The organism is Lactobacillus sp. UMNPBX16 (assembly GCF_002553775.1).
In the GTDB taxonomy this organism is placed as follows: Bacteria; Bacillota; Bacilli; order Lactobacillales; family Lactobacillaceae; genus Lactobacillus; species Lactobacillus crispatus.
In genome coordinates this window covers 1-17,588 of sequence record NZ_PCYU01000030.1, presented here as the reverse complement: position 1 = coordinate 17,588, position 17,588 = coordinate 1, and the positions used below count along the sequence as shown (strand labels likewise).

Annotated in this window: 17 protein-coding genes and 4 pseudogenes; 13 read left to right on the top strand and 8 right to left on the bottom strand. The window is 36.3% G+C overall.

The features are described from left to right. Positions 1-3 precede the first annotated feature (3 nt). The gene (locus CP367_RS07630) at positions 4-663 is read left to right on the top strand and encodes a uracil-DNA glycosylase (protein WP_065989468.1); all 660 of its coding nucleotides are present in this window, start codon (positions 4-6) and stop codon (positions 661-663) included. Further along, a complete protein-coding gene (locus tag CP367_RS07625) occupies positions 656-1,435 on the top strand; it encodes an SGNH/GDSL hydrolase family protein (protein WP_013086507.1) in 780 nt (259 codons plus the stop codon). Before CP367_RS07630 ends, CP367_RS07625 begins: the two co-directional genes overlap by 8 nt. Positions 1,436-1,473: 38 nt before the next feature. Here the strand turns inward: CP367_RS07625 and lexA are convergent, their stop codons facing one another. Next, the gene (lexA, locus tag CP367_RS07620) at positions 1,474-2,100 is read right to left on the bottom strand and encodes a transcriptional repressor LexA (protein ID WP_005719307.1); all 627 of its coding nucleotides are present in this window, start codon (positions 2,098-2,100) and stop codon (positions 1,474-1,476) included. Between the two features lie 156 nt (positions 2,101-2,256). On the opposite strand from lexA, the gene CP367_RS07615 reads away from it, so the two are divergent. From CP367_RS07615 to CP367_RS07585, 7 genes and pseudogenes are all read left to right on the top strand, one after another. Then, the gene (locus CP367_RS07615) at positions 2,257-2,523 is read left to right on the top strand and encodes a DUF896 domain-containing protein (RefSeq protein ID WP_013086506.1); all 267 of its coding nucleotides are present in this window, start codon (positions 2,257-2,259) and stop codon (positions 2,521-2,523) included. 69 nt (positions 2,524-2,592) lie between these two features. After that, positions 2,593-2,811: a YneF family protein gene (locus CP367_RS07610; RefSeq protein ID WP_057726609.1), complete on the top strand. Its 219-nt coding sequence runs from the start codon at positions 2,593-2,595 to the stop codon at positions 2,809-2,811. Between the two features lie 79 nt (positions 2,812-2,890). Then, positions 2,891-4,657: an ABC transporter ATP-binding protein gene (locus CP367_RS07605; RefSeq protein WP_089145960.1), complete on the top strand. Its 1,767-nt coding sequence runs from the start codon at positions 2,891-2,893 to the stop codon at positions 4,655-4,657. Next, positions 4,650-6,449 carry an ABC transporter ATP-binding protein gene (locus tag CP367_RS07600; RefSeq protein ID WP_057726607.1) on the top strand — a complete coding sequence of 600 codons (1,800 nt, stop codon included), beginning with the start codon at positions 4,650-4,652 and terminating at the stop codon, positions 6,447-6,449. The genes CP367_RS07605 and CP367_RS07600 overlap by 8 nt, the downstream gene beginning before the upstream one ends. A gap of 89 nt (positions 6,450-6,538) precedes the next feature. Then, entirely contained in the window at positions 6,539-8,482 is a 1,944-nt protein-coding gene (locus CP367_RS07595) for a M13 family metallopeptidase (RefSeq protein ID WP_089145959.1), read from the top strand. A gap of 35 nt (positions 8,483-8,517) precedes the next feature. Beyond that, a pseudogene (locus tag CP367_RS07590) lies at positions 8,518-8,766 on the top strand (FAD-dependent oxidoreductase); the annotation flags it as partial. Between the two features lie 22 nt (positions 8,767-8,788). Beyond that, a complete protein-coding gene (locus CP367_RS07585; protein ID WP_025006478.1) occupies positions 8,789-9,256 on the top strand; it encodes a DNA starvation/stationary phase protection protein in 468 nt (155 codons plus the stop codon). 447 nt (positions 9,257-9,703) lie between these two features. On the opposite strand, the pseudogene CP367_RS07580 reads toward CP367_RS07585, so the two are convergent. Beyond that, positions 9,704-11,464, bottom strand: a pseudogene (locus CP367_RS07580) (oligopeptide ABC transporter substrate-binding protein). Positions 11,465-11,586: 122 nt separating this feature from the next. Between CP367_RS07580 and CP367_RS11005 the strand changes: the two are divergent. Continuing rightward, positions 11,587-11,728 (top strand): annotated as a pseudogene (locus CP367_RS11005) (IS982 family transposase); the annotation flags it as partial. Positions 11,729-11,951: 223 nt separating this feature from the next. Here CP367_RS11005 and CP367_RS07575 read toward each other — a convergent pair. From CP367_RS07575 to CP367_RS11200, 6 genes and pseudogenes are all read right to left on the bottom strand, one after another. Next, on the bottom strand, positions 11,952-12,794 hold the full coding sequence (locus tag CP367_RS07575; RefSeq protein WP_089145958.1) for an SLAP domain-containing protein: 843 nt from the start codon (positions 12,792-12,794) through the stop codon (positions 11,952-11,954). Between the two features lie 76 nt (positions 12,795-12,870). Continuing rightward, positions 12,871-13,773, bottom strand: a pseudogene (locus CP367_RS07570) (IS30 family transposase); the annotation flags it as partial. Positions 13,774-13,901: 128 nt separating this feature from the next. Then, complete coding sequence (locus tag CP367_RS07565; protein WP_002576323.1) at positions 13,902-14,651, bottom strand: ABC transporter permease; 750 nt, start codon at positions 14,649-14,651, stop codon at positions 13,902-13,904. Next, positions 14,644-15,561, bottom strand: coding sequence for a bacitracin ABC transporter ATP-binding protein BcrA (gene bcrA / locus CP367_RS07560; RefSeq protein ID WP_089145957.1), 918 nt, complete (start codon positions 15,559-15,561; stop codon positions 14,644-14,646). The genes CP367_RS07565 and bcrA overlap by 8 nt, the downstream gene beginning before the upstream one ends. Before the next feature lie 180 nt (positions 15,562-15,741). Next, positions 15,742-16,356 carry a bacitracin resistance transcriptional activator BcrR gene (gene bcrR / locus CP367_RS07555; protein WP_002576325.1) on the bottom strand — a complete coding sequence of 205 codons (615 nt, stop codon included), beginning with the start codon at positions 16,354-16,356 and terminating at the stop codon, positions 15,742-15,744. Beyond that, on the bottom strand, positions 16,346-16,543 hold the full coding sequence (locus CP367_RS11200) for a helix-turn-helix domain-containing protein (RefSeq protein WP_009246557.1): 198 nt from the start codon (positions 16,541-16,543) through the stop codon (positions 16,346-16,348). Before CP367_RS11200 ends, bcrR begins: the two co-directional genes overlap by 11 nt. Before the next feature lie 165 nt (positions 16,544-16,708). On the opposite strand from CP367_RS11200, the gene CP367_RS07545 reads away from it, so the two are divergent. The 3 genes from CP367_RS07545 to tnpB all read left to right on the top strand — a co-directional run. Beyond that, positions 16,709-17,047, top strand: a complete 339-nt coding sequence (locus CP367_RS07545; protein ID WP_089145956.1) for a helix-turn-helix domain-containing protein — start codon at positions 16,709-16,711, stop codon at positions 17,045-17,047. 79 nt (positions 17,048-17,126) lie between these two features. Then, entirely contained in the window at positions 17,127-17,303 is a 177-nt protein-coding gene (locus CP367_RS10870) for a hypothetical protein (RefSeq protein WP_164480616.1), read from the top strand. Next, the coding region (tnpB, locus tag CP367_RS07540) for an IS66 family insertion sequence element accessory protein TnpB (protein ID WP_233187508.1) at positions 17,300-17,588 on the top strand (289 nt) is incomplete at its 3' end. The genes CP367_RS10870 and tnpB, both read left to right, overlap by 4 nt.

Here is a 17,588-nt window from a genome sequence, read left to right as displayed (position 1 = left end):
AAAATGGATTATCCGAAAAAACTGATTGACGAAGTGAAAGAACGATCTAAAGGCATGCAGCTAGAAGGAATTAATTCTGGCTCGGGTCCCCAACATCCTTTATTAATGATTGTCGGTGAGGCTCCTGGTCGAAATGAAATTGTTAATAATATTCCCTTTAGCGGGGATGCGGGTAAGGAATTGGATAAATCATTGAAGCAGATTGGTCTGACACGTGATCAGGTATATATTACATCTGCTGTGAGAAGTCGACCTTTTGCAATCAAAAAGGTTTTTAGCAAGCGTGAAAATAAAGAAGTAATCAAATATCCCAATCGTAAGCCAACCAAAAAAGAGATTCTAGCTCATGCGCCTTTCTTAGATTTTGAAATTGGCTATGCTCAACCAAAACTAATTGTTGCCTTGGGTAATACAGGATTAGAACGTCTTTTGGGGTCTGGTCATAAGATTTCAGCTGAACATGGTCAAGTAATTAAAAATACACCAATTTTACGTTTAAATGAAACTAAAGACGGCTATATTTGGTCAAAAGAAAGATACACTATTTTCCCAGAATATCATCCTGCCGCTGTTTTTTATAATCGCAAGCTAACAGATGATATTATTAAAGATTGGGATAAAATCAAGCCGTATGTAGAAAAGGAAAAATCTGAAAATGAGTAATGAAACTTTTTTGATTCCAATTAGACAAAATAATGATTTATCGGATATCGCTTTAAATGAATTACGCATGGATCTAGATGAGCATGCTTTACATCAACGTTATTACACTGATATTGCTTATTTAGCAGGAAATAGTCGTAAGTATAGTCTAAATAGTGTACAAACCGTTGCGAGCCCTTTGATAGGTAAGAAAATTTTATTTTTGGGTTCTTCCGTTACTTTTGGTTTTGGCGCTTTGGGTGAAAGCTTTGTTGATTATCTTTGGAAGCGTGATGGCGTTGCTGCAATTAAAGATGCAGAAAATGGTACGACCTTAGTTGATGAAGATACTTATAAGCCAAACGATTCTTATGTTGCTCGTTTTAGAGAAGAGTTGACCGAATCACAACCTGATGTTTTTGTCTTACAACTTTCAACTAATGATGCAAATCAAAATAAAAAACTAGGCAAAATTACTAATCAAAACTTTGACACCAAAACCATTACGGGAGCTTTGGAATATATGATTTCAACGGCTCAAGCAAGGTGGAAATGTCCAATTTTAATTTATACTAATCCTTATTTTGCTAATCCGTTATACAAACAGATGGTTGAACGAGTACACGAACTGGCTCAAAAGTGTCGCGTTGAGATTCTAGATTTATACGATCATCCTGATTTTCAGCATCAAGACGCTTTGTATATGGCTGATGAAATTCATCCAACTCGTGCGGGTTATCTAAAGAAATGGTTACCATTATTTGAAGAAAAAATAACTGAAATTTTGGCATAAAGAAAGACCTAGATAAATTATCTAGGTCAAAATTGAAATTAGTCAATGTTATTACGATACAAGCTAACTACCTTACCCAAAATTGTAACTTTAGGTAAAATGATTGGAGCCATTGTATCATTTTCTGGCTGTAATCGGTAGTGATCCTTTTCTTTGTAGAAACGCTTAACTGTAGCTTCATTTTCTTCGGTCATTGCCACCACGATTTCACCATTGTTGGCAGATGATTGTTTGCGTACGATTACGCTATCACCGTTTAAAATGCCAGCGTTAATCATACTTTCACCGTGGACTTTGAGCATAAAGAGTTCACCAGCATCACTTTTTAAGTCTGGTGGGAGTGGAAAGTAGTCATCAATATCTTCAACTGCCAGAATTGGTTGTCCTGCAGTAACCACACCGATAACTGGAATTTCCTTTGGCTTGATACCTAACTCTTTTTTACCCTCACGGGTAATTTCCAAAGCACGAGGTTTTGTAGCGTCTTTTACTAGCCAGCCCTTTCTTTCAAGGCGAGCTAAATGACCATGGACAGTGGAAGTAGAAGAAAGACCAACTGCAGAACAGATTTCTCTAACTGTAGGTGGAATGCTCCGTTTCTCAACTGTATCGTAAATATATTGCAAAATTTCTAGTTGCTTTTTATCGCTTGTTTTTCTTGGCATTTTTAATTCTCCGTTTGTATTTATGGTACTTAATATTATAACCTAATTCTACCAGATAATGTCAATATTCTCAAACAGGCGTTCTTAAGAAGTTATACTTTTTTTATGATAAAAAATAAGGTAGACTAATGATTGTTAATGTGAGGTGGAACTATTATGGATAATAAAGATGCAATGAGTAAAGAAGAAGAAAAAAAGGTAACAGATCGAATTAATGAACTTTACCATAAGAAAGAAAAAGAAGGATTAACTCCTGAAGAAGAAGCAGAAAGAAAAGAACTGCATAAGAAGTTTTTAGCTAACTTTAGAGCAGCTTTTAAACAAGATGTTGAAAACATGGTTATCTTGGATAAGAATGGTAAAGAAGTTACTTCAGAACGAGCTAAACGTGCTCAAAGAAAAAAAGGACTTAGAAAAGATTAACTAGCTCTTTTAATAAGTTAGAGGATTATGATAAAATATAAATGTTAGTTAGATGGAGGATTTAATAAGATGAATTTAGGTTTAGCAATTTTTTTGATCATTGTTGCGCTCTTGGTTGGTGCAACAGCGGGTTTCTATGGTGCAAGAGCATACATGAAGAAGTACTTTAAGGAAAATCCTCCTATTAGTGAAGATATGATCGTTGCTATGATGTCTCAAATGGGACAAAAGCCTTCAAATAAGAAGGTACATCAAGTAATGAACATGATGAAACACCAACAAAGGTAATTAATTTAGATTATTTTTGGAAAGAGGCGAAGGATTTTCTTTGTCTCTTTTTTGTGCACTTTTAAGAATGAGGTGAAATATGGGAATATTTAGTAAGTTAGGGTGGTTTTTTAAGGCTGAGAAAAAACGTTATATCATAGGCATTACCTTTTTGGCGTTAACTTCTTTAGCTAACTTGGTACCACCGCGCGTATTAGGTTTGATGGCTGATCAACTTGATCAAGGACATATTTCCTGGGGCCAATACGGAATGCTGATCATTGCCGTTTTAGCCGCAGCGCTCACTCTTTATATTTTGCGCTATTTTTGGCGTAAACAAATTTGGGGCGGTGCAGCAGAATTAGAGCGCCAGATGCGTTCAAAGTTATTTGATCATTTTATGGTGATGGATCGGACTTTTTATCAGCGTCATCGAACCGGAGATTTAATGGCTCATGCTACTAATGACGTTTCTGCCATTCAGAACGTTGCTGGTGATGGCGTTTTAACATTGGTTGATTCTTTAGTTATGGGACTTTCAACAATGATTGCCATGATCATTTTTGTTGATTGGCGTTTAACAATTGTCGCTTTATTACCGTTGCCATTTTTGGCTTTGGGAGCTTGGAAGCTAGGCGATCATCTACATGATGCTTTTGATAAATCACAAGCTGCGTTTTCAAAGTTGAATAATAAGACACAAGAATCCGTTTCGGGTATTAAAGTGCTTAAAACTTTTGGTCAGGGTAAAGAAGATACTGCAGCCTTTGATCGAATGATTGATGAAACAATCAATGTTAATAAAAAAGTTTTTGTTTGGGATTCATTATTTGATCCTTTAGGTACCATAGTCATTGGTGCTACATATGTAATTACCATTATTTATGGCGGCTTATTGGTAATTAATCGAATTTTATCGATTGGTCAATTAGTTTCGTTTATTGCTTATATTTCTAATATGGTTTGGCCAATGTTTGCAATAGGGTATTTATTTAATATCCTAGAGCGTGGTAGTGCTAGCTATGATCGAGTAGAAAAATTGCTTAATGAAAAGCCATTAATTACTGATGCTCATGCAGATCAGAGTATTACAGTTAAAGATTTGCAAGGTGATTTAAAATATAATATTAAATCATTTGCCTATCCTGATGAACCAGAGATTCCAGTTTTACAGCAGGTTAACTTTACTCTAAAGCCAGGCCAAACTTTAGGCTTAGTTGGTCGAGTCGGTGCCGGTAAGACGACAATTATTCAATTGCTTTTGCGAGAGTTTGATCAATATGATGGGCAAATTACTTTAAATGGTAAGGATATTAGAACAATTCCACTGAAAGTATTACTTAGCCAAATTTCTTATGTACCACAAAATAACTTTTTGTTTTCAACTAGTATTGGTCGAAATATTGCTTTCTCTTCTGAAGAAGCGAAAAAAGAAGATATTACAACAGCAGCTCAAAAAAGTGATTTACACGATGATGTTTTACAAATGCCTAAAGGCTATGAAACATTAGTTGGTGAAAATGGGTTATCGCTTTCAGGTGGTCAAAGACAGAGAATGTCGATTGCCCGTGCGTTGTTAAAAGATAGTCAGATCTTGATTTTGGATGATGCCTTATCAGCAGTTGATGCGAAGACTGAAACTGAAATTTTATCATCATTAAGAAAAGAGCGAGCAGATAAGACTACGATGATTGCAGCTCACCGCTTAACTTCTGTCATGGATGCGGATCTGATTTTAGTTTTAAAAGATGGGCGAATCGTTGAACGAGGCAATCACCAACAACTTTTAGACGAAGATGGTTGGTATGCAGAAATGTGGCGTAGACAAGAGTTACAAGCAAAGGTGGGTGAAGATGTAGATGAATAACGAAGAACAACATGAATCCGTCTGGTCGAAGACAATTCCGTTTAAAGAACAAGTTGACATTTTTAAACGACTAATGGGCTTTGTGAAGCAATTTAAATTTGAAATGATCATTGCTTTAGTTGGAGCTTTCGTTGTCAGCATAATTAATATTCTTTTACCAAGGGGGTTGCAATATTTCTTAGATCATTTCTTGTTACACCAAAATACAACGGTGCAAGTGATTCTTTTTGCAGGATTATTGTATGCTTTAGGCTCTATTTTAAAGGCAATTATCCAGTTTACTTATCAATATTTCTTTGCCTTAGGCTCAGAGAAAACATTAGAAAGTGTCAGAAGAGCGCTTTACCGTAAGTTACATAAATTAGGGATGCGTTATTTTGACCAAACTCCAGCTGGTTCAATTGTTTCAAGAGTTACTAATGATACAATGACTTTGAGCAATTTTTTGACTGTTCTATCAACTTTTGTAATTGGTGTTTTCTCTGTAGTAACAGCATTAGTAGCGATGTTTACTACTAATGTAGTTGCTGGCTGGTTAATTTTGCTTTTTATGCCAATTCTGTTATTTGTTATTTGGCTTTACTCTCAAAGAAGTTCGCGACTTTATCGTAATTATCGTGAACGCCTTAGTCGAATTAACGCTAATTTGAACGAATCAATTGAAGGAGTCTCTGTTATTCAAGAGTTTAATCAGGAAAAACGGATGACCCACAATTTTGAAGGCGAAAATGGTGGGTTAATGAATACTCGTTTTAATATGATTCGGGTTAATTCACTATTATTGTCGCCTTTAACCTCATTGCTTTATTCATTAGCCTTGGCTGTTTCATTGATGTATTTTGGTTTTCCATTACGTGAGACTTTTGTACCAGCCGGTGTGGTATATGCTTTTTCACAATATATTTCACAGCTGTTTAACCCGATTTCAACTATGATGGACCAAATGACTTTCTTCCAAGATGGGATTGTTGCGGGTAAAAGAATTTTTTATATTTTGGATGATACGCAATATGAACCTAAACAAGATGCACAAGCCGGCTTAACAATTAGCAAAGGGAAGATTGAATTTAAGCATGTGAGTTTTTCATATGATGGCAAGCATGAAATTTTGCATGATATTTCTTTTGTGGTTAACCCAGGCGAAACATTAGGAATTGTTGGACATACTGGTTCGGGAAAAAGCTCAATTATTAATGTGATGATGCGCTTTTATGAATTTGGTCAAGGTGAAGTTTTAATCGATGATGTTGATATTCGTAAATATCCTAAAGAGGAGTTACGCAAAAAACTTGGATTAGTTTTGCAAGAGCCATTTATGTTTTATGGCGATATCGCTTCTAATATTCGTTTATATAATAAGCAGATTACTGATGCTCAAATTAAGGCTGCGGCTAAAGCAGTTCAAGCTGATCAATTTATTGAAAAAATGCCAGGTAAATACTATGCAAAGGTAATTGAAGGTGGAGAGGAATTTAGTCAAGGGCAACGGCAACTAATTTCTTTTGCCAGAACTTTAGTCACAGACCCTAAAGTTTTAGTATTAGATGAAGCAACTGCTAATGTTGATACCGAAACTGAAACTTTAATTCAGCAAGGTCTAAAACGGTTACGTAAAGGACGGACCACTCTAGCAATTGCCCACCGGCTTTCAACTATTGCCGATGCTGATCAAATCATTGTTTTGGATAAAGGACGAATTATTGAGCGCGGTACTCATGAAGAATTATTAGCGCAAAAAGGCTATTACTATAACTTGTATACTTTGCAAAATAATGAAAATAAGGATAATTAATTTTGAGGACGTTTGTTTAGTAACGACGTCCTTTTTGCTATAATAATGAAAAAGTATTAAATAATTATGAATATTTGTAAGGAGAAAAAATGAGAAGATATTTTGCCGTTCGTGGTGGAGCTGGCGATGTTGCACAACCAGATCTTAATGCCAAACCACAAGATAATTTGTATTTAGCTGTCAATTCAGAATGGTTGTCTAAAGCTAAAATCCCTGCAGATAAGACGTCTGCTGGGATTAACTCTGAACTAGATCAACGAATTGAAGATCGGGTAATGAAAGATTTTGCTGATGTTGCAGCGGGTAAAGAAAGAATGCCTGATATCAAGGATTTTGGAAAAGCAATTGCTTTATATAAAATTGCCAAAGATTTTGACAAAAGGGATGCTGAAAAAGCTAATCCAATTCAAAAAGATTTACAAAAGTTATTAGCTTTGAGTAGCTTTAGTGATTTTGAACAAAAGGCTGCTGATTTATTTATGGGTCCATATACTTTGCCATTTGTCTTTGATGTTGATGCTGACATGAAGAATACTGATGTAAATGTGCTTCATTTTGGTGGACCAAGTACATTTTTACCAGATACTACGACCTATAAAACAGCTGATGCCAAAAAACTCTTGGATATTTTACAAGATCAAAGCATTAATTTGTTAATGATGGCCGGGGTTGGTAAGAGTGAAGCACGTACTTATGTTGCCGATGCTTTAGCTTTTGATCAAAAATTGGCTAAGATTGTTAAATCAACCGAAGAATGGTCAGATTACGCAGCAATCTATAATCCAGTAAACTATGCTGAATTTATTGCAAAATTTAAGTCATTTAAGATGGCTGACTTTATGGCTGCTGTTTTGCCAGTTAAACCAGAGCGTATCATTGTAATGGAACCACGTTTTCTTGATCATGCTGAGAGTTTATTAAACGCAGCTAATTTTGCCGAAATTAAAGGCTGGATGTTGGTTAAATACATTAACAATGTAGCTAGATTTTTGTCTCAAGCTTTTCGAGAAGCAGCATTTCCATTTAATCAGGCAATTACTGGTACGCCACAATTGCCAACTCAAATTAAACAAGCTTATCGTTTAGCAAATAGTGCTTTTGATGAAGTAGTCGGCATTTTTTATGGGCAAAAGTATTTTGGAGCTAAGGCCAAAAAGGATGTTGAAGACATGATTCGTAAGATGCTCAAGGTTTATGAGGAAAGAATCAAATCAAATACCTGGCTTTCTGCTGAAACCAAAAAGAAAGCTGTGATTAAGTTAAAGGCGTTGGTTTTAAAAATTGGTTACCCAGACAAGATCGAAGAAATCTTTGACTTATTGCAAGTTGATCCGAAAAAGAGCTTGTATGAAAATGAAGCGGCAATGTCAACTGTACGAACGAAATATATGCTTAATAAGTTAACTAAGCCAGTTGACCGTTCAGTTTGGCTAATGCCAGGTAATTTAAATAATGCCTGCTATGATCCACAAAGAAATGATTTAACTTTCCCAGCAGGAATCTTGCAGGCACCGTTTTATGATATTAATCAATCGCGCGGTGCTAACTATGGCGGTATTGGTGCAACTATTGGGCATGAAGTATCACATGCATTTGATAATAGTGGAGCAAAATTCGACGAACATGGAAATATGAACAATTGGTGGACTGATGCAGACTTCGCTGAATTTAATAAACGAGTTGGCCAAATGGTTGATATTTTTGATGGTTTGCAATATGGTCCAGCTAAAGTGAATGGTAAGCAAGTTGTTGGTGAAAATATAGCTGATTTAGCTGGACTTGCCTGTGCTGTCCAAACTGGAAAAGATGATGGTGCCGATTTAAAGGATCTTTTTGAAAACTATGCTCGTAGCTGGATGCAAAAACAACGTCCTGAAGCAATTAAGACTGAAGTTCAAACTGATGTCCATGCACCACAACCAACTAGAGTAAATATTCCGGTTCAATGCCAAGATGAATTCTATGATGCATTTGGCGTTAAGAAGACAGATGGCATGTGGCTTAACCCAGAAGATAGAATTACAATCTGGTAAAAATAACAAGAATCTATATTGGCTTAAGTGAATAAGATGAAGATAACCCATTAGGTTATGTAGCATTGACCTTTGATAAGCTTAACCACCAAATTTTAGGTGGGGCAGTAATGTCTACTTATGATTTAACAGGTCAAGGAAATGTCCTTAGTTTAGCTATTAGCCAAAGACTTACTTTAGAAGATCTTGCAGAACAAGATTTCTTCTTCTCGCCAAGTTTTGACCGTCAATGTAGTCTACTTAACTTGGCGGCCCAACATGCCTTAGGCTGGGCTAAATTCTAATTTAATGAAAGTAGGTCTCAATATGAAGTATCCAGAAACAAAAGAAAAGTTAAATGAATTAGTCATTAATTTATTGCATATGCACATGATTGTTCGCCGTCACCATTGGTATATGCGCGGCAGTCAATTCTTGAAGTTGCACCCATATCTTGATGACTTAATGGATGAACTAGATGATCAGATTGATGGTCTTGCAGAAAGACTAATTACCATCGATGGTTCACCTGTTGCCACTTTAAGGGAAGTTGTTCAATTAAATAAAATTCCTGGTGAAAAGGGGAGTTGGGACTTCACTAATACACAAAGACTTGAAAAGATCATTTCAGGCTATCGTTATTTAGATAAGCTCTATGAAGAAGCGCTTGAAGCTTCTGATAAAGAAGGAGATTACTCGACTAATGATATTTTGACTGGTTTCCATACTGATCTTGAAAAGCGGCTTTGGATGTTAACGGCTGAACTTGGTCAAGCTCCAGATATTGATGCATAAGTCGTAAATTTAGAGAAAATAGCGAATCTGTAGTGGTTCGCTATTTTTTATGGCAAAAAGCTCTATCACAATTTACGTAAGCACCTGAAATTTGGACTATAATTTCGAGGCTTTTGTTATGTCTAAATTATCTGAACGAGACATTAATTATTTCTGAAACTTGCGAACTCTGTTCGCGGGTGTGTCATTGTTTCATAGCTTCTGCTTTAGTTTTACGCTTTCCTTCAGGTCTTTGTCTGTGTTGCAGGTTTATCCGTCATTTGGCCCGACTAGACATCTGTACGCGCACATGAAAAAATTGATAGTCAATTCCTTCGTTAATAACGTCACTATTAGTGATACACAAGAAAAATGCTACCAAATCAGTCAGATTTAGTAGCATTTTTTTAGATTAACTAAAGTAAATTTTAGAAAAGATATTTATTAGGCAAGACAGTTAGGTAATGTTTATTTTACAAACCCTGCACTAAACCAGTTAGTTGCGCTTGGTTTAAGTGACCATCCAGTTACTTTTTTATTAACAGCGGTTATTGAATATGAATTAGTGGTATGTACAACATAGGCCTCATTGTACATCCATTTTTTCCATTTTCTGAATGCGTCAACACGATACTTATGGTTGAAAGCTTTTTCTGAGTCAATATCAGCTAAAAGCTTACTTTGTACAGGGGAAACAAAACGTGCCATATTATATGGTGCAGCAGCGCTATAAAGATCATTAGGAGAAGGTTCACTTGAAAGTGACCAGCCACCTTCAAAGACATCAATTTTTGGATCATCAGATTGAACTGCTTGTACCCAATTGTTAAATTCCATTGGACGACCGCCAACAAACTTAACGTTCAAACCGATTTTCTTCCATTGTTGGATATAATTACGCCATACGGGCTCTGCGGTAGTAGCATTGTTTCTAACAGCTAAATTAATAGTAAGCTTCTTTCCGTTAGGTTGAACTCTGAATTCGCCTTTCTTTTTATATCCGGCTTTATCTAGTAATTGGTTGGCTTTCTTCAAATTATATGGGTAACCTTTAATTGAACTATCGGAAAAGTCACCAAATTGTTCTGGAATCAAAGTATTAACACGGAATGCTAATCCTTGGTAATAGCGTTTAGCAACAGCATCAATATTCATTGCATAGGCCATTGCTTTACGTAATGCTGGATTATTCATCTTGGCATTCTTATTTTCAACATTCTTTCCTAGCTTCTTATCCCATTTACCAACTTTAAAAGCTAAGTAGTTATAACTAAGTGGAACTTCACCAATAAAGTTAGTATCAGTTGCATTCTTAGTTTGATCCCATTGTGTATTAACCACATCAGCAATATCAAATTTATGACTTTTAATGGCTTGGGTAGCAGAACTGGAGCTGATAACAGATGCAGTTACTTTTTCAAAGTTTGGTGTACCACGCCAGTAATAAGGATTACGCTCCCCAGAAACAGATTGACCACGAACAATATTAGATACACGGAATGGTCCAAAAAATAGTGGGGATTTTCTGACCTTGTTACTAGATAAAAGTTTTGAAAAAGGTACATCCTTTAAGTAATGATAGGGTTCAGCATATTCCCAGAAATATCCATTACCTGATTAAAGCATACCAGGCTTCATTTGCTTGAAATGGAGTACGACTTTGCGGCCATTTTCACCATCAGGCATTTCAATTCCAGAAATTTTCTTGCTTTTGCCTTCATGATATTCAGCTAAGCCAACAATATCAGCTAAAGATTCAGTATATCTTTGTGATTTAGAGTCTTTATTTGCAATAATTTCATAAGCAAATTCAACGTCTTTAGCATTCACTTGCTTACCATCTGACCACTTAACTCCTTTTTTCACTTCGATTGTGATAGTCTTAGCTTTCCGATTTAGTTTAAAAGTAGCAGCTCCTTTATTATTAATCTTATATTGATCATCTGTTGAAAATAAAGATTCTAGACCTGGGCTTTGTACCTCACCATCAATTGTAGTATCTGATAATTCTGGTAAGAAAATACCAGTGAATGGACTGTCTGATTCAACAGCATAGGTTAAAGTTCCTCCTTTTTTAATACTTTTTACAGGAACAGTTTCGCTAAACTTATGATTAGTTTTATTTGCATTACTACTGTTTGTATGTTTGTTATTACCACATGCAACTAAACTTAAAGTTGCTCCAGAAATAAGTGCTAATGCACCAAAATATTTTCTTGCTTTAGTCATGATATAAAAAAGCAAATTATTTTGTCTATTTTTGTTAAAAAATATAAATAAAATTAAAAAGATTAGATCTTAGGATACCTAAAACATAATAGAGATAAGTCAGATCCCTGAACTCTATATAGCAGAATATGCAAGGTGCTAAGGAGCATAACGATCGTAAGTTGATGAAAATTAGGAAGGATAAATGAAAGTATTTTTTCACTTTTAGCTTATTATAATGCGGAAAATAGAACACGCATTTTAGTAGGATTTCAAACCGCTTAGAAATGACAATATTAACATAAATGGTGTATTGATGGACAAGCTTTAATTAGCACCAAGCGTACATCTTATTACTACAATTATGATAGTATCAAGACATTAGAAAAACCATACTCCGATAAAATATCGAAATATGGTTTTAAAATAGAGTGATCTAAAATATGTCCCAAATTTGGCGTTCGCATCAAATTCGATTGGCCTTAAATTTAAATTAATTATTTGAATTTTATTCTTCTGGTGCAATAGCCAAGTTTGGCATAGTTGCAATGTCGTTCATATCAATGTATGACTTTTGACCCTTAATGCCGTATAAAATCAAAGTTTGGTCGCCATTTTTAATAGTCTTAGTGCGGTCAACACTAACTTTGCTGCCAGCAGTTAATTCTTGGCTAACTCTTTTACCTTCGGCATCGTAAACAGGGACTTTAGATTCATTGCTATGCTTATCTAAAGTTACAGTTTGGTATGCAGCATATAATGGTTCATTATTTACGTAACTTACATTAGATACGCGGATATATGCGTTTTTACCGATGCTGTAATATTGGTGGCCCTTAATAGTCTTAGTTGATAAAGCCATCTTTTTGCCATCATTTACTAAGAAACGGTATGCATCACTAGCAGCTGTTTTAATCGAGCCGGTGTAGTTTACAATTTGAGATCTACGCAATAAGACACGCTTAGAGTTCTTAGTTACGCGCTTACCATTTTTGTCGTAAACATATGAATTATTAGCAATATATAAGACGCTCTTTCCGTTTAATGCTGAAATTGCGGAAGTCGGAACGTACTTGTTTTTAGCGATCTTATAAGTATATTCATAGTTGATTAACTTAGGAGCGCCGTAGTATTTAAAAGTAGTGCCGTTCTTAATCCTTTGATTCTTTTGTTTGCCAGCAGCATTGTAGACACCGATTACACTACTATTGTTATCGCCAACAGTAATTGTGCCAGTTGACTTTTTAGTAGCAGCTTGAGCAGTATTGATTGATGGATTTACAAGTACAATAGCTGGTGCTGTTAAAGATAATGCGGCAGCAGCTAAGCTGATTGATTTAATGAGTTTCATGGATATTCCTCCCTTGAAAATATCAATATTTTATTTGCTATTATTATACCGCAAATTGCAATAATAAATTGAACGTTTAGGCTGTTTGATAGATTTTATCTAATTCTCTTTCAAAGATTTCATCTGGTGTGTGATATGCCAGGATCTTTCTGGGTAAAGAGTTGCACCAGGTTTCAATATCAATGATTTGTTGGAGAGAATAGTTATTGATGCAGTCTCCTTTAGGAATGAATCTGCGAATAAGACCATTATGTCTTTCAACAGTTCCTTTATCACAAGAAGTATAAGGATGAGCATAATAAACAAGAGTCTTAGAAACTTCTTCTAAATTAGCTAAATCCGCAAACTCTGAACCATTGTCAGTAGTAATCGTCTTGAAGATGTGATTCCAGTGCTCGCTGTATTGTTTTTGAAGCATTTTAAAAGCCTGCATGACACTGGCAGATGTCTTGTCAGGTATGCGAATAATCAAGAATTCACGGCTCATGCGCTCAGAAAGCGTTAATAGAACCTGATCATCTTTGGTTTTATGCCCTAAAACAAGATCACATTCCCAATGACCAAATTCATTCCGCTGGTCAATCTCTTTAGGCCGCTCTTCGATGCTTCGTCCCAGCTTTTTCTTATTTTTGCGAACATGATGGAGCTTGGTATTGCGTTTAAGTTTTTCAGGCAAATCATAGTTCTTAATTGTAATTAGGCCTTGTTCTACATAGTTGTACAAAGTTCTGGTGCAGACTGTTTGGTGATGTGAAAATTCACCGATAGCTAAGCTACGATTGGCACAAACGTCAAGTGACCAGCCGTCCTCAAAGAAATGCTTAATGACGTAGCTAATAAAGTCTGCTTTCTTCAAGAAGTCTGATTTACGACCACAGTGGCGACGATTAATCTGATAAACACTCTGACCATGATCAGCCTTATAACGCTGCTGCTTGCCATGATAGAGAGAAACAGTACCACGTTTGACCTCTTGTGACCTCCAATAGATGTTTTTGTGGATATTAACATTCTATCAAACAGGTCCAGATGGACTTTTATTTTTATAAAGTGTTTAACTTGATTTTACAATCGGCGCTTTTAAAATTTCTATAAAATCAAGTACCATTATTTCAAATCCTCCTTTTTAAAATGATGAAAGGTCATAAGAAAACCAACTGCTGATACAAGAATAATAATAGATACAGACAGCAGTGTAGGATAGCCGGTACTCTGAAGTTTACCCTGCACCAAGAAATAGGTGGCTGTCCACGGATACAACGCTCCCCATTCTTGATTTGAAAGTGCGGCACTTCCCATGACAATCACGGCAGAGCCAATCATCGGGGCGACAAATCCTTTTGTTTTCATAGCAACAAACACAAAAGGAGAAACTGTTAAAAACATCAGGATACTGCCAAACAAAAACTTGGGGAGCCATACTATTGCCACTAGTAAGCTATATCCCTCCAATGTAAAGACAGCGTCATATAGCCCACAAACGATAAATATACCTGCCCATGTTACAAGGGTTAGCATAACAATCCAAAGAAGCAGGGTGCAAAATTTTCCAATTAATAGTTTTGTCCTTGAAATGGGTATGGGCAATATGGTTTTGAGGGTGCTTTCTGTGTACTCTCTGCTAAACAAGTAAGCTGCAATTGCCACATATATCATAATGTTTACCAGCAGCATGATATACAGTACACTGTCGCTGTATATGTCAGACAAGGTAAAGATAATCTCCGGCTTATCAAAATGTGTTTGCAAGGCTTCTATTAACATCAAAAGTGGGGTAGATAATACCCCTGCCACACTAATTAGCACCATTTTTGAACGCTTTAGTTTTAATAATTCACAAGAAATAAGATTAAGCAATACCGCCACCTCCAATCAGTTTAGAAAAGTAGTCCTCTAAGTTTTCCTCACTATCATTTATCCTTGTCACGAGCAGTCCATTTCGTGCAAATTCTCGATTGATTTCTCCAACACTTTGGCTAAAGTCATAAATTCTCACCGTACCGTCCTGCACTGTAAAATCCGTCATGTGGTAGTGGTTTTCTAAAATCTTTCCGGCTATCTCACTGTCAGATAAATCAAATTGAATGTATTTTTGATTCCTTTTGTGAAGCTCGGATATATTCACTTCCTCTACTAAATGCCCCTCGTGCATAACGCCGATAATATCTGCTATCTGTTCAATCTCGCTTAAAACATGGCTTGAGATAAAAATGGTAATGCCATGATTGTGACTAAGTTCAGATAAAAATGAGCGTATTTCAACTATTCCAATGGGGTCAAGTCCGTTAATCGGTTCGTCAAGTATTAAAAGCTCCGGCTCGTGCATAATGGCGGCGGCAATACCAAGCCGTTGCTTCATTCCGAGGGAATAATCGGAAAAGACTTTTCTTTTCTCCTTATGCAGCCCCACAACTTCAAGAGCTTTTTCTACTCCACTTTTAGATACTCCCCCTCGCAGTTTAGCGAGAATTTGCAAATTCTCATACCCTGTTAAATTACTGTAAAATCCCGGTGTTTCGATAATAGAGCCTACTTTGCTATAAAGGGTATGGATATTTTCCTTATAGTTTGTGCCAAACAAGCGTACTGTTCCCTCCGTTGGGAAAGCAAGCTGCAACATCATTTTCATTGCTGTGGTTTTGCCTGCTCCGTTTCTGCCGAGCAAACCATAAATTTTGCCCTTTGGCACATGAAGATTTACCTTATCGACAACGGTGGCTGTTCCGTATCGCTTCGTAAGATTTTCTGTTTCAATGATATAATCCATATTTGATTCTCCTTTCCGTGGGTTGCTGTTCTTGTTTTCGCTGACCACAATCTTATTATCCACGAGTATTGCATAGAAGCCAAGAAATCTACCGTCACAATGCCGACACAATAGATGTCAGCACGAAAAAAGCTCCGACACTTATCGTGTCAGAGCCTATTTTAAAGGGTTTATGGCATTTTACTTTGTTTGGGTTTGCTTTATCCAGACAAATATTTTAGCAACAAATAGCAGAAACATAAGGGCGGTTACATAGGGTTGTCTTGCCGCAGCGAAGAAGCAGATAAAAAGCGTACTCAGCACGAGAGAGCATTTTGTGATTATGTTGCTCCATGATTCCTTTTCAAAACAAACACACATCAGTTTCGCTATCCCAAGTGCAATCAAAACAATAAAAACAATCCAATAGATTGCAAGATATATTGGGGTAGTGTCTGTAAATGAAAGTAGATTGACAGAATAAATATATCCGTCAACAAGGTTACCATACAACGGCAAAAGTATAAAAGTAACCGCCATCATATCTAATATTCCATAAATGAAACTGTAAATTTTTTTCAAGTTGGAACGATTTTCAGTTTCGGCAAGTGTAATCAGTTCTTCGCCCGATAGCAGTTCATCTATGGTCACAGAAAAGAATTTAGAAATACACTTGAGCGACTCAATGTTAGGGTAACCCTTGCCGCTTTCCCATTTTGAAATGGCTGTTCTTGATACATATAATTGCTCCGCAAGTTGTTCCTGCGTTAAGTTCTTTCCAGTCCTAAGCTGTTGTAGCTTTTCATTAAATTCCATGATTCTCCTCCTGTTTGTTCCTTGTTTTCATACGTCCATCAACGGGTTTTTCTGCATCTTTTGGTATCATCCATGCACGACCAAATTTTTCAGTTCCGTCAATGCGATTTTCCTCACATAATTTTTGTATCCGTCTTTCCGATATGCCCCATTTTTCAGAAGCGGCTTTCACAGAAATGTAATTCATAATATCAACTTCCTTTCGCAAAGAGTATATAATTATTATATACGGAATGACGAATAATAGTAAGTTTCTCTCCACTAATACGAAATTATACACTACTAAACATAAAATCATACTTCGTTCAAATATCATCACCCGAAATGTACAATGATATAGGATGATATTAAAATGTACCAAGATGAAAGAAAACTTGATTTTAAGCCGTTAGGTATAGCGATAAAAAAAGCTCGGGAAGCAAAAGGGTGGACACAGGAATATCTTGCCCAACTGGTAGACCTTACGCCACGCTCTATTATGTATATAGAGAACAGGGGGCAGCACCCAAGGCTTAACAAATTTTATCTCATTACTACCTTGCTTGACATCTCTGTAGACCAGTTCTTTTTTCCATGCAATGAAGATGGCGACAACAATCGCCGCAAACAAGTTGATGTACTGTTGAATGATATGGAAGAAAAGGAGCTTATCGTGATGGAAGCTACGGCTCAAGGCTTGAAAAAGGCGTAAGCGTCAAATAACCGGGTATCTGTTTTAGCCTTCATTTTTCAGGTATTCTAATCTCATCAATTTAATGGAGGTTAAGAATATGATCGAAAAACAACAACCCATTGTGGCACTTGGCCACTCTTCTAAACCTAAGAAGGCTCGTCCACCACGCAATAATCTGTTGCTTAGTTTAAAGAAGAATGACTTAGAACTGAACTTCTACAGTAGTTTAGATACTGAAATTATGAATAAGCTGCTTGAGAAAGTCTTATCATGATTAGGCTCAGTGATTTGGGTCAAGTCTATATCGTTTGCGGCAAGACGGATCTGCGTAAAGGCATTGATGGACTAGCAACTTTAGTCAAAGAACAGTTTGAACTTGATCCTTTTAGCGGCAAAGTCTTCCTCTTTTGCGGCGGAAGCAAGGACCGCTTCAAAGCCCTTTATTGGGACGGACAAGGTTTTTGGCTGTTATACAAAAGATTTGAAAATGGAAAATTGAACTGGCCCAGGAATCAAAATGAAGTTCAAGCTTTATCTTCTGAGCAGGTCGACTGGCTAA